General features: G+C 74.6%; 12 protein-coding genes. 6 read left to right on the top strand and 6 right to left on the bottom strand.

The window, feature by feature from the left end:
• Nucleotides 1-2 precede the first annotated feature (2 nt).
• The 6 genes from fabG to IF89_RS0115395 all read right to left on the bottom strand — a co-directional run bounded on the left by fabG (nt 3) and on the right by IF89_RS0115395 (nt 4,861).
• Nucleotides 3-749, bottom strand: coding sequence for a 3-oxoacyl-ACP reductase FabG (gene fabG, locus IF89_RS0115420; RefSeq protein ID WP_030767172.1), 747 nt, complete (start codon nt 747-749; stop codon nt 3-5).
• Nucleotides 749-1,009, bottom strand: coding sequence for an acyl carrier protein (locus IF89_RS0115415; RefSeq protein ID WP_030767170.1), 261 nt, complete (start codon nt 1,007-1,009; stop codon nt 749-751). The genes fabG and IF89_RS0115415 overlap by 1 nt, the downstream gene beginning before the upstream one ends.
• 61 nt (nt 1,010-1,070) lie before the next feature.
• Nucleotides 1,071-1,865 (bottom strand): SDR family oxidoreductase, encoded by a 795-nt coding sequence (locus IF89_RS0115410; protein WP_030767168.1) that lies wholly within the window; start codon nt 1,863-1,865, stop codon nt 1,071-1,073.
• 9 nt (nt 1,866-1,874) lie between these two features.
• Nucleotides 1,875-2,840, bottom strand: a complete 966-nt coding sequence (locus tag IF89_RS0115405; RefSeq protein ID WP_051807089.1) for a beta-ketoacyl synthase N-terminal-like domain-containing protein — start codon at nt 2,838-2,840, stop codon at nt 1,875-1,877.
• A complete protein-coding gene (locus IF89_RS0115400) occupies nt 2,837-4,054 on the bottom strand; it encodes a beta-ketoacyl-[acyl-carrier-protein] synthase family protein (RefSeq protein WP_030767162.1) in 1,218 nt (405 codons plus the stop codon). The genes IF89_RS0115405 and IF89_RS0115400 overlap by 4 nt, the downstream gene beginning before the upstream one ends.
• A gap of 3 nt (nt 4,055-4,057) precedes the next feature.
• Nucleotides 4,058-4,861: an alpha/beta fold hydrolase gene (locus tag IF89_RS0115395; RefSeq protein ID WP_051807088.1), complete on the bottom strand. Its 804-nt coding sequence runs from the start codon at nt 4,859-4,861 to the stop codon at nt 4,058-4,060.
• Nucleotides 4,862-5,104: 243 nt separating this feature from the next.
• Here IF89_RS0115395 and IF89_RS0115390 point away from each other — a divergent pair, with 243 nt between their 5' ends.
• From IF89_RS0115390 to IF89_RS0115365, 6 genes are all read left to right on the top strand, one after another.
• A complete protein-coding gene (locus IF89_RS0115390; RefSeq protein WP_063831300.1) occupies nt 5,105-6,040 on the top strand; it encodes a sterol desaturase family protein in 936 nt (311 codons plus the stop codon).
• Entirely contained in the window at nt 6,037-7,701 is a 1,665-nt protein-coding gene (locus IF89_RS0115385) for an MFS transporter (RefSeq protein ID WP_063831299.1), read from the top strand. Before IF89_RS0115390 ends, IF89_RS0115385 begins: the two co-directional genes overlap by 4 nt.
• Nucleotides 7,698-8,372 (top strand): 4'-phosphopantetheinyl transferase family protein, encoded by a 675-nt coding sequence (locus IF89_RS0115380; protein ID WP_030767150.1) that lies wholly within the window; start codon nt 7,698-7,700, stop codon nt 8,370-8,372. Before IF89_RS0115385 ends, IF89_RS0115380 begins: the two co-directional genes overlap by 4 nt.
• Nucleotides 8,373-8,514: 142 nt before the next feature.
• A complete protein-coding gene (locus IF89_RS47640; RefSeq protein WP_063831298.1) occupies nt 8,515-10,110 on the top strand; it encodes an isocitrate lyase/phosphoenolpyruvate mutase family protein in 1,596 nt (531 codons plus the stop codon).
• Nucleotides 10,107-11,237: a phosphonopyruvate decarboxylase gene (gene aepY, locus IF89_RS0115370; protein ID WP_234327767.1), complete on the top strand. Its 1,131-nt coding sequence runs from the start codon at nt 10,107-10,109 to the stop codon at nt 11,235-11,237. The genes IF89_RS47640 and aepY overlap by 4 nt, the downstream gene beginning before the upstream one ends.
• Nucleotides 11,234-12,349 carry a pyridoxal-phosphate-dependent aminotransferase family protein gene (locus tag IF89_RS0115365; protein WP_030767141.1) on the top strand — a complete coding sequence of 372 codons (1,116 nt, stop codon included), beginning with the start codon at nt 11,234-11,236 and terminating at the stop codon, nt 12,347-12,349. Before aepY ends, IF89_RS0115365 begins: the two co-directional genes overlap by 4 nt.
• The last annotated feature ends 17 nt before the right edge of the window (nt 12,350-12,366 follow it).

The following is a 12,366-nucleotide window of genomic DNA, read 5'->3' as shown; positions in this document are numbered from 1 at the left end:
CCTCAGTTGCTGACGCCGCCATCGACCCGGATCACCTGGCCCGTGATGTAGGCGGCCCGGTCCGACGCGAGGAACGCCACGGTCTGGGCCACCTCCTCGGCGGTGCCGATCCGGCGCAGCGGGATCGTGGCGAGGACGCCGTCGCGGGCCTTCGCCGTCATCCCGTCGGTCATGTCCGTCGCGATCAGGCCGGGCGCCACCACGTTCGCGCGGATGCCGAACCGGGCCACTTCCTTGGCCAGCGACTTGGTGAAGCCGATGATCCCGGCCTTGGAGGCGGCGTAGTTGGCCTGCGTGGCGCTGCCGCACACACCCGCCACGGACGACACGGTGACGATGCTGCCCCGGCCCTGCTTCATCAGGGGGAAGACGGCGGCCCGGCACACGTGGTAGGTGCCGGTGAGGTTGGTGTCGATGACGCTGGTCCAGGCGTCCCGGTCCATCGTCACCAGCGGGCCGTCCTGGACGATGCCCGCGCTGGTGACGAGCGCGTCGATCGCCCCGAGCCGCTCCTGGGTCCGCTCCAGGAAGCCCCGTACGGCGTCGCCGTCGGTGACGTCCACGGACGCGTCGAAGACCCGGCCGCCGTGCTCGGCGGCGAGCCGTTCGACGGCGTCGGCGTCGGCGGGCCGGGAGCGGTAGCAGTAGCCGACGTCGTACCCGTCGGCCAGGAACCGCTCCACGACGGCCCGGCCGATGCCGCGCGACCCTCCGGTGACGACGGCGACCCTGCGCGTGTCGTGCGGCATCAGGCCGCGAGCTTCTCGGCCAGCAGGTCGTGGACGACCTTGAAGGACCGCATCAGCTGGAGGTTCGACTCCTCCATCTTCACCTGGTACTTGCGCTCCAGGGTGACGAGGATCTCCAGCGCCAGCAGGGAGTCGACGTCGAGGTCCTCCTTGAAGTCGGCGGTGTCGGTCACCTCGGAGGGATCGACGTCCAGGATCTCCGCGATGGTGGAGCGGAGCTCCTCGGTGTCGAGTGCGGTGCCGGCGGTCTGCTCGGGCATGGTCGTTTCTCCTGCTGTGAGTGGGCGTGGGTGTGGGGTGGGTCGGGGCGGGGCGGGAGGGTCAGACGAGGCCTTCGCCGCCGTCGACGTCGATGACGTTGCCGGTCATCCACGACGAGTCGGTGGCCGAGAGCATGACGACGGCCTCGGCGACGTCCTCGGGCACGGTCAGGCGGCCGTGCGGGTTGGCTCCCTCGGCGTAGCGGGCCAGGCCGTCGCTGCCGGGGATGCGCTGGAGCGCCGGGGTCAGGGTCAGGCCGGCGCGCAGGGCGTTCACCGCGACACCGGAGGGCGCCAGTTCGACGGCGAGCTGGCGCACGTGCGCGGCCAGGGCGGACTTGGCGGCGGACACGGCGCCGTAGCTGGGCATCACCCGGCCGTCGCCGCGGCTGGTCAGCGCGAACACCTTGGCCCCGCGCGGCAGCAGGCCGGCCACGTACAGGTCGCGCACCCAGTACACGAGGCTGTGGCCCATGACGTCGACGGTCATGTCCATCTGGCGCGGCGTGATGACGTCCTCCCGGCCCTCCTGCGGGAGGAAGGGCAGCAGGCTGCCGAAGGCGAGGGAGTGCAGCAGCACCCGTACGCCCTCGGGCCCGGCCAGCTCCTTGAGGACCGGCACCAGTTCGGCGCGGGTCTGCCGGGAGGCCGCGTTGCAGTTGTGGAAGGACACCTGCACACCGGTGGCGCGCAGCTCGGCCACCAGCTCGTCGGCCTCCTCCTGCTGGGCGGCCGTGCCGAAGTGGACGCCGAAGACGTTGGCGCCCTCCCGGGCCATGGCCAGGGCCGTGGCCCGGCCCATGCCGCTGGAGGCGCCCAGGATCAGGCACCAGGAGCCCTTGAGGGAAGTGAGCATGCGTACCTCTCAGTCGGTGTGTTCAGGGACGTGTGCGGTGGCGAGCGCGACGGTGCCCGCGCGGGAGGCCGTGACGACGAGCCGTCGGCCGGCATGCGCCGGGAGGGGCCGTGCGGCCAGCCGGACCACCGGGGCCAGCGCTCCGGCCCGCGCCCCCGACCACCGGGTGGACACCGGTACGCGGCCGGCGCACCAGGAGCGCAGGGCGTCGGCGACGGCGTCGCCCACGGCCGAGGGATCGGCGAGCAGCTCGACCTGCTCCGGTGGCGGGCCGGCCGCGCCGAGGGTGTCGAGGGCCCGGCGTACGCAGTCCCCTGCGCGTCGGCGGCCGTCCGCGGCCGCCAGGGCCGGCGGCGGGACGAACCGCAGCACGGTCCGCAGCACCGCGCCGCCGGCGGGCACCGGCCCGCCGGCCGGGCGGAGCACGAACAGCGCGGCGCCCGCCTCCGGTTCGGCGTCGCCGGCCAGCGGATCGGGCGCCTCGGCGGCCCCGGCCACGGTCACGGCGGCGCGGCCCGCGGCCAGTGCGCCGGCGGCCAGGTGCAGGGCCTCGATGCCGGCCGTGCGCGGCGAGGTCACGGTCAGGTGGAAGCCCTTGAGCCGGTGCTCGGTCGCCAGGCGGCCGGCGAGGAGGTTCACCGAGAAGTAGGGCACGCTCATCGGGCTCAGGGCGGCGGCACCCTCGCGGCGGACGGTGTCGTCGATGTCCGCGTGCAGCGCCGCCACGGCGCTGTCGGTGCCGATGACGGCGCCGCGCAGCTCCGGAGCGTGCCGCTGCATCTCCCCGCCCGACTCCGCCAGGGCGGTCCGGGCCGCCGCGAGCAGGTAGTGGCAGGCGGGCGGGAGGTACTTGTGGCCGCGGCCCAGCCGCGCTCTCTGATCGAACCAGGGCTCCGCCGGTCCGGTCCCCTCCGGCGGAAGGACCAGCGCCGTCCCGTGCACGACGGACTCGGCGACCCCGACGCGTCCCGTCACCGTTCCCCGCCCCCGAACACCATCGTGAAGTTGCTGCCGCCGAACGCGTACGCGTTGACCAGGACGTGGGGCTGCCGCAGCGGCGTCGGCCCGTCCTGCGGCAGCCGGACCGGGCACTGCGGGTCCGGCTCCGCGAGGGGGACGTTCGCCGGGATCCGGCCGTGCCGGGCCATGAGCGCGGCGGACACGGCGGCGAAGGCGGCCGCGGCGCCGGCGGTGTGCCCGATGAAGGCCTTCAGGCTGAACAGCGGGGTGTCCGCGACCCGGTCGCCGAGGACCTCCCGCAGCACCTGGTACTCGACCACGTCGTTCTGCCGGGTGCCGGTGCCGTGCGGGATGACGCACCCGACGTCGGCGGGACCGCACCCGGCCTCCGTCAGGGCCGCACGGGCCACCCGTACCAGCTGTTCGCCGCCCGGATCGGGCGCGGTGGGGTGGTGGGCGTCGCAGCTCCACGCGGTCCCCAGCACCCTGCCGTAGACGGGCCGGCCGGCCGCGGCCCGGGCGGACTGCAGGACCAGCACGGCGGCCCCCTCGCCGAAGACGGTCCCGCGGCGGCCGGCGTCGAAGGGCCGGCAGGCCTCGGGGTCGACCGCGCCCAGCCGGCTGAAGCCGGCCAGGGGCACCCGGGAGATGCCCTCCGCTCCTCCCAGCAGCACGGTGTCGGCCTCGCCCCGGCGGATCATGTCCACGGCGACGGACAGGGCGTATCCGCTGGCCGCGCAGGCGTTGCTCACGCTGATGTTCGTGCCGAAGGTGCTGAGTTCGGCGCCCACCGCGGCGGCGACGGAGAACATGGGCTCCCAGGGCCCGGCGGCCGCCGGCACGGCCCCGGCGCCCCCGCCGTCCCGGTCGCCCCCCTGGCCCGGGCCGCTCTCGCGCCCGCCGCTCTCGCCCACGGCCGTGCCGATCACCACGGCGGCCTCCGCGATCTCGGGCGCCGCGAGACCCGCGTCGCCGACCGCCTCGCGGGCGGCGCTCAGCGCGAAGCGCGCGGCCCGGCCCAGGGCGCCGTCCGGGGCGTCGGCCGGTCCGTCCGCGTCGGGCACCTGGTAGGCGCGTACGTCCGGCACGCGCTCGGTGAGCCCGCGCACCGGCGTGGGCGGGGCGGCAGCGGCCTGCAGCCCGGTCCAGAACGCGTCCGCGGTCGCACCGAGACAGCTGACGGCGCCGATCCCGGTCACGAAGACGTCGGCGGTGGCAGAGGGGCGCACGGGTCAACTCGCTCTCGTCGGAGCCGCGGACGGCGGCGTGGCCGCCGCGGCGATCAGCCGGTGCACGGCGTCGGCGAACGCCCGGGGCTGCTCGGTCATCGGGAAGTGCCCGCAGTCCTGCAGGAGTTCGAACCGTGCCCGGGGCAGTGCGGCGGCCAGCAGGGCGGCCTCCCGGGGCGGCGCGAAACGGTCGTGCTCCCCGGCCACGGCGAGGACCGGCAGGTCGAGGCCACCGAGGTCGACGAAGGGGCTGCGCAGGTAGCTCTCCCAGAACCGCCGCCAGCCGTACGGGCCGACGCGGTCGCGCACGAGCAGCGCCATGTCCCGCCGGGTCCGGGCGGACAGTCGCCGCGCCGAGGCGGCGCCCAGCGCCTCCTCGAACACCTCCTGGAAGATGCCGAGGTAGTGCCCCGCGTCGTCCCAGCGGAAGTCGGCCGGGTCGCGGCGGTGGAAGGGCGACACGGCGACCAGGGCGCGGGGCCGCACGGCCCGGGGCGCACGGGCGAGGTGCTCCACCGCGAGGACCGCCGAGAAGGAGTGCGCGACGAGGACGTCGGCCCCGCCGGGGACCGCGGCCAGGGCGCGGCCGATCCACTCGGCGGGGTCGCCGCGGTGGCTCCACGAGGTCGGCCCGCCGACGCCCCACGGCAGCTCGGCCGTCCACAATTCGACGTCGTCGGACGCGTGTTCGCCGAAGGCGGCCCAGGCGGTCGCGCTCGCGGCCAGTCCGTGCAGGGCGAGCACGCGCACCGGCCGGGCACCGCGGGCCGTCCGCTCCCTGCGGACCGCGAGACCGTCCCCGCCCATTCGCCCCCCGTTCCTGGATCATTGCGGCCCGTCCGTTCCTCGAAAAAGAGGTGGTGACGGCACCGGGAATTGCATTTCCCGCCGGGCCGACGGCGAGCGTACCGGGGGCTCGCTAAAACGACACTAAACAGTTCTGCCCGCAGGGCTCTTGTCAGGAGTGCAGGCAGAAGTTAAGGCGGGCTTTAGGGGGCTTTTTAGGGAGCGTGTTTAGGCTTTTGCGGAAGTCGAAACGAGGAGAGAGCGATGCTCGATAAGGTCATAGACCGGCTGCACGATCCAGCGGTCTACGCCCTGCCCGCCATGGCGTTGCTGATCGCGATCGAGATGCTGGCGATCAAGTACGGCGACGACCACGACGAGCGGCCCGGTTACGACCTGCGGGACCACCGGGCGAGCATCCTCACGGGCTTCGGCGCCCTGTTGTCGTCCACCCTGCTGCGGACCGTGGCGCTGGCGCTCTATCTGCTCGTCTACGAGTACGTGGCGCCGTGGCACCTGTCGTCCTCGTCCTGGACCACGTGGGTCGTGCTCTTCTTCGGCGTGGAGTTCCTCCTCTACTGGTACCACCGCGCCGCGCACGGCATCCGGCTCATCTGGGCCGGCCACCAGGTGCACCACTCCAGCCAGTACTTCAACCTCTCGACCGCGCTGCGCCGCAAGTGGGCCCAGTGGTTCGAGAAGATGATCTGGCTGCCGCTCCCGCTGCTGGGCGTGCACCCCGCACTGGTCTTCACGATGCACTCGGCCCACCTCGTGTACGGGCTCTTCGCGCACACCGAGAAGATCGGGAAGCTCCCGCGCTGGTTCGAGTACGTCTTCGTGACGCCCTCGCACCACCGCGTGCACCACGGCAACGACCCGGAATACCTGGACAAGAACTTCGGCAGCATCCTCATCCTGTGGGACCGGATCTTCGGCACCTTCCAGCCGGAGGTGCAGCGTCCCACCTACGGCCTGACCAAGCAGCTCGAGACCTTCTCCATCTGGAAGATCCAGGTCCACGAGTTCGCGAACATGTTCCGCGACGTGCGCGGCGCGAGCACCCTGCGCCACAAGCTCGGCTACGTCTTCGGGCCGCCCGGCTGGAAGCCCGCCGAGGAGGGGCCCGGCGGACGCGACGGCTCGGGCCGGACCACCACCGCGGCGCCCACGGGACAGCCGGGTGAACTCCTGACATGAGCGGGGCGACCGGACACACCGCGGCCGCGGAGGGGCGGGGCGGCGCGCCCTCCCCGCCGCGCCGCGGAGTGCGGGGCCACCCCTGGCTGACCCTGCTCACCCTGTCGGTCGGGGCCATGATGGTCTCGCTCGACGGCACCATCGTCACCGTCGCCCAGCCGGCCATGCAGGCCGACCTCGACGCGAGCCTGACCGGCATCCAGTGGGTGACGAACGGCTACCTGCTCGCCGTCGCCGCCCTGCTCATCGCCGCGGGCAGGCTCGGCGACCGCTACGGCCACCGCACCGTCTTCCTCATCGGCGCCGCGGGCTTCACCGCCACCTCGGTGGCCATCGGCGCCTCCGGCAGCCTGGGCTGGGTCATCGCCCTGCGCGTCCTCCAGGGCGTGTTCGGCGCGCTGATGCAGCCCGCCACCCTCGGCCTGCTGCGCACCGCCTTCCCGGCCGACCGGCTCACCATGCCGATCGCCGTGCGCAGCGCCGTCATCGCCGCGTCCACCGCGGCCGGCCCCGTGGTGGGCGGCCTGCTCGTCGAACACGCCTCCTGGGGCTGGGTCTTCTTCGTCAACGTGCCGCTCGGCGCGCTTGCCCTCGTCCTGGGCGTCACCGTGCTGCGCGACGTACGCGCCGAGCGGCCGCCCGGCCGGCTGGACCTGCCCGGCATGGCCGTCCTCGGCGCGGCGCTGTGCCTGCTCGTCGCAGGTCTGGCCACGGTCGCCGACCGGGGCCGACCCGACGCCCGGACCCTGGCGCTGCCGGCCGCGGCACTGCTGCTCGGCGCCCTCTTCACCTGGTGGGAGCGGCGCGCCCCCGACCCGCTGGTGCCGCCCCGGCTCTTCCGGTCGCGGCGGTTCACCGTCGGCGTCCTGGCCATGCTCGCCATGTCCTTCGTGATGTTCGGCGCGCCCTTCGTCCTCATCTTCTACTTGCAGAACGTGCTCGCGCTGACCCCGGCCGAGTCGGGCGTGCGCGTCCTGGGCCTGACCCTGCTGATGATCGTCGGAGCGCCGTTCGCGGCGATGTGGATCAGCCGGTCCGGCCCCCGGGCCCCGGTGGTCGCCGGACTGCTGGTGACGGCGGCCGCCCTGTGCGCCCTGTCCGGGCTGGACGCGCAGTCCGGGACGCTGGACACCACCCTGTGCTTCTTCCTGCTCGGGCTCGGCTTCAGCCCGGTCATGGTCGGGGCGACCAAGCTGGTCATCAGCAGCGCACCCGTCGAACTGTCCGGTGTGGCGGGCGGGATGCAGCAGACGGCGATGCAGGTGGGCGGCAGTCTGGGCACCGCGACCGCGGGCGCCCTCGTCGCCGCCCACGCAGCGTCGGCCCTGCCGGACCGTCTCGCCGCGCAGGGCGCCGGGATCGCCCCGGAGGACCTGGACGGGGCCGTGCGGGCGGTGGCCGTGGGCCTCGCACCGGACCCGGGGACCGCGGACGCCTCGCGGGCCGCCCTCACGGACATCGCCCAGGCGGTGTTCCTGGAGGGCATGCAGCACGCCCTGCTGGCCACCGCGGTGGTGGCCGCCCTCGGCGCGGTGGCGGGCCTCTTCGCGGGCCCGGGGCGCGCCGGCGCGGAGCACGGGGCCGCCCAGGACGGGGCCGACCGGGACGGGGCCGCGCAGGACGCGGCCGCGGAGCACGCCGGCGGGGGGCGTACGACGTGATCGAACGGATCCTCCCCGCCTGCGTGGCCAGCTCGGCCGAGTACGCGGACGTCCCCGGGGCCGAGGCCCGCCTGCACCCGGTGGAACGGGCGGCCGTGGCGCGCGCCGCCCAGGGTCGCCGGCGGACCTTCGCCACCGGGCGGCTCTGCGCCCGCCGCGCGCTGGACCGCCTGGGGGTGCCTGCGGGCCCCGTTCCCGTGGGCGGCTCCGGGGAGCCGCTGTGGCCCGCCGGGGTGGCCGGAGCCATCACCCACTGCGACGGCTACCGGGCGGCGGCCGCCGCCCGGTCCACGGAGCTGACGGGACTCGGCATCGACGCCGAACCGCACGTCCCGCTGCCTCCCGGGGTCCTGGAGGCGGTGGCGCTCCCGCACGAGCGCGTCCGGCTGCGGACGCTCGCCCGGTCCGGGCCTGGGCTGCACTGGGACACGGTCCTCTTCAGCGCCAAGGAGTCCGTCTACAAGGCGTGGTTCCCGCTCACCGGGCGCTGGCTCGACTTCACCCAGGCCGAACTGCGGTTCCACCCGGAACCGGACCCGGCCGCCACCGGCGGCGCGTTCCACGCCCGCCTGCTGGTGGACGGCCCGGAAGTGGCCGGCCGTACCGTCCGCCATTTCGAGGGCCGCTGGCTGGTGGCCGACGGGCTGGTCCTCACGGCCGTCACCGTATGAACAGGAATTCCGGGCCGCGGGCGGAATGCTCCGCCCCTCCATTCACCCCGACCATTTGAATTTCCGGCAATTGCATGGTGTGGGCCGCCCCGATGATGCTGCGCCCCCCTCACGCACGAATGCGGACAACAGGAGAATCGTCATGACCACTGGGACGACAGAGGCACGCGGGGACCACAGGACGACCGGAGCCCGGCGGCTCCGGGACCTCTTCGCCCGCCCGGGCACCGTACGCATCATCGGCGCGCACAACCCCCTCGGCGCCCGCCTCGCCGAACGGGCCGGCTTCGACGGCGTCTGGTCGAGCGGCCTGGAGGTCTCCGCCTCCCAGGGCGTGCCCGACACCGACATCCTGACCATGAGCGAACTGCTCGCGACCGCCGGCTCGTTGGCGGCCGCCGTCGACGTTCCCGTCGTCGCCGACTGCGACGCCGGCTACGGCAACGCCCACAACGTCATGAACATGATCCGCCGCTACGAGGCGGCCGGGATCGCCGGCGTGTCCATCGAGGACAAGCGCTTCCCGAAGGTCAACAGCTTCATCCCCGGCCGTCAGGAACTGGCGCCCGTCGCCGAGTTCTGCGGCAAGCTGCGCGCCGCCAAGGCCGCGCAGACCAGCCCCGACCTCATGGTCATCGCCCGGATCGAGGCCCTCATCGCGGGCTGGGGCATGGACGAGGCCCTGCGCCGCGGCGAGGCCTACGCCGCCGCCGGAGCGGACGCCGTACTGATCCACGCCAAGGGCAGCTCCCCCGAGCCGATCCTGCGCTTCCTGGAGCGCTGGACCCCGCCCACCCCCGTCGTCGTCGTCCCCACCACCTACCACACCATCACCGCCACCGAACTGGCAGAGGCCGGCGCCAAGATGGTCATCTACGCCAACCACGGCCTGCGCGCGGGGATCGCCGCCGTCACCGAGACCTTCGCATCGATCCTGCGCGACGACCGCACGACCGGCATCGAGGACCGCATCGCGCCCCTGTCCACGGTGTTCGACCTCCAGGGCATGCCCCTGCACAAGCGCCACGAGGCCGAGTTCATCACCCCGTACGCCGGCCGGGCCCGGGCCGTCGTCGTCCCCGGCCTGCCCACCGCCCCCGCCGCCGGCCTGCTGGCCGAGCAGAGCGCCGCACTGCGCCGGGCGGACATCGATGCGGTGTCCGCCACCGGGGACGACGACACCGCGCCGGCCCCGCAGGACGTCACCCTGCTGCCCGCCGGGTCCGACGCGGCCGGCACCGTCCTCGCCCTGGACGAGGCCTTCCCCGGTGCCACCGTGCTGGTCTCCGGCGACGTCTTCGTCGAGGGCGAGCCGCTGCGCCGCCTCACCGCCGCGGGCGGCGACATCGCCGTCCTCGTCGACGTGTCCGACGGCCCCGGCGCCGAGCGCCGCGCCGACGCCCTGCCGCTGACCCTGGACTCCGCGGCCCGCGGCGGCCGCCGGCTGGGCGGGGCCTCGGGCAGCGAGGTCCTCGCCGTGGCCGGCCCCGGTGCGGACGGGGAGTTCGCCGGCGCCGCGGTGTTCTCCGCCCAGGGCTTCGCCGCCCTGCGCCAGGTCGCCGAGAAGCGCCGCGCCGACGGCACCGCGGGCACCCTGGCCGACCTCCTCGCCGACCTGCTGGCGGGCGGGCACCGGGTGGGCGCGGTCGAGATCGGCTCCGGCTGGCTCGAACTGCGGACCGCACGCGACATCGCCCGGGCCACCGAGCTGTTCGCCACCCGGGAGGGCGGCCAGTGAGCGCCGGAGCCCTCCCGCCCCGCACCCTGGTCGAGTTGCTCCGGGAGCAGGGGCACGGCCCGTTCACCGGCGTGCCCTGCTCCTTCCTCGGCCCGGTCATCTCCTGCCTGGAAGCCGAGCACCCGCAGGAGTACGTCATCGCCGCCAACGAGGGCGAGGCCGTGGCCCTCGCCGCCGGCGCCGTCCTCGCCGGGCGCCGCCCCGTGGTCGTCCTGCAGAACTCCGGCCTCGGCAACACCGTCAACCCGCTGACCTCCCTGTGCCACACCCTGCGCCTGCCGGTCCTGCTCCTCGTCACCTGGCGCGGCCGTCCGGGCCGCCCGGACGAGCCCCAGCACGAGCTGATGGGCCGGATCACCCAGGACATGCTGACGTCGATGGGCGTACGCAACGAGGTGCTTCCCGACGAGCCCGCACTGCTCGCCGAGCGCCTCGACGTGGCGGCCGCACACATGGCGGCCACCGGACTGCCCTTCGCGTTCATCGTGCCCAAGGGAGCCGTCGCCCCCTACGAGGCTCCCGCCGCGGCCCCCGTCCCGGCCGCCCCCGCGCACCCGCCGCTGATGAAGCGCGCCGAGGCCATCGGCCACATCGTCTCCGCGATGGACCCGGACACCCTGCTCGTCGCCACCACCGGCAAGACCGCCCGGGAACTGGAGCGGGACTGGGACCGCCCGCAGAACCTCTACGTCGTCGGCTCCATGGGCTGCGCCTCCAGCGTCGCCCTCGGCGTGGCCCTGAACGCCCCCGGCCGCCGGGTCGCCGTACTCGACGGGGACGGCGCGGCCCTGATGCGGCTGGAGGCGATGGCCACCATCGGCCGGCACGCCGCCACCGACCTGTGCCACCTGCTGCTGGACAACGAGTCCTACGAGTCCACCGGTGGGCAGCCCACCGCTTCCGCCGGGGTGGACTTCGCGGCGATCGCCGCGGCCTGCGGCTACCGGGCCACCCACGACGTCCGCGACGCCGACGCCCTGCGCACCGCCGTCCTGCGGGCGCAGCACGACGGGGGAGCCCACCTGGTCCGCGTGCGCATCGCCCCCGGCTCGGACCCGAACCTCGGCCGCCCGGCCCTCGCCCCGCCCGCGTCCGCGGCCCGATTCAAGGAAGCAGTCGCCCGATGACCGACCGCACGCCGCCGCGTCCCGAACGCCTCGTCCTGATGAACCCCGGCCCCGTGATCACCGACGACCGGGTGCGCACGGCGCTAGCCGGACCCGACATGTGCCACCGCGAGCCGGAGTTCTCCGACCTCCTCACCCGCGTCCGGCACAAGACCACCCTCGCCGCCGGCGGCGACGACCGGCACACCTCCGTCGTCCTCACCGGCTCGGGCACCTCGGCCGTCGAGGCGGCCGTCGGCTCCGCCGTTCCCCGGGACGGCGGCCTGCTCGCCCTCGACAACGGGCACTACGGCGAACGCTTCTGGCACATCGCCGCCGCCCACGGCATCCGCGCCCACCGGCTCGAACTGGGCTGGGCCACGCCCGTGGACCTGGACGCCGTCGACCGGGCCCTCGCCGCGGATCCTGGCCTGACCCACGTCGGCGTGGTCCACCACGAAACCAGCAGCGGCATGCTCAACGACGTCGCCGCCGTCACCCGGATCGCACACGCCCACGGCCGCGAGGTCGTCGTGGACGCCGTCAGCAGCATCGGCGCGGAACGGATATCCCTGGCCGCCGACGGCGTCGACTGGCTCGCCGGATCCGCCAACAAGTGCCTCGAAGGCGCTCCCGGCCTCGGCTTCGTCAGCGCCGCCAGGGCCTCCTTCGAAGCGCTGGCCGGCCACCCCCGACGCGGCTACTACCTCGACCTGCACCGGCACTACGCCGCGCAGGAGAAGGCCCAGGCCCCCGCGTTCACCCCGGCCGTCCCCGGCTTCTACGCCTTCGACACCGCCCTCGACCTGGCCCTCGCCGAAGGCCGGCAGGCCCGCCACGCCCGCTACACCGCCCTGGCCGGGCGGCTGCGCGACGGCCTGGAGGCACTCGGCCTGCAGCTCCTGCTGCCGCCCGCACAGCGTGCCGCCTCCCTCACCGCCGTCCGCATCCCCGACGGCTGCCGCTACGCCGAGCTGCACGCCGGCCTGCGCGCGGAGGGCTTCGTCATCTACAGCGCCCAGGAGCAGTTGGCGGCCGACTTCTTCCGGCTCTCCACGATGGGACAGATGACGGAGCAGGACGTCGACCGGTTCCTCGGCGCACTCGCCCGCATCCTGCCGGGCCGCCGCTGACGGACGCCCCCGCGCCC

The organism is Streptomyces sp. NRRL F-2664 (genome assembly GCF_000719345.1).
GTDB lineage: Bacteria > Actinomycetota > Actinomycetes > Streptomycetales > Streptomycetaceae > Streptomyces.
Note: the sequence above shows the minus strand (reverse complement) of the source record. Positions and strands in the feature narration are given on the sequence as shown.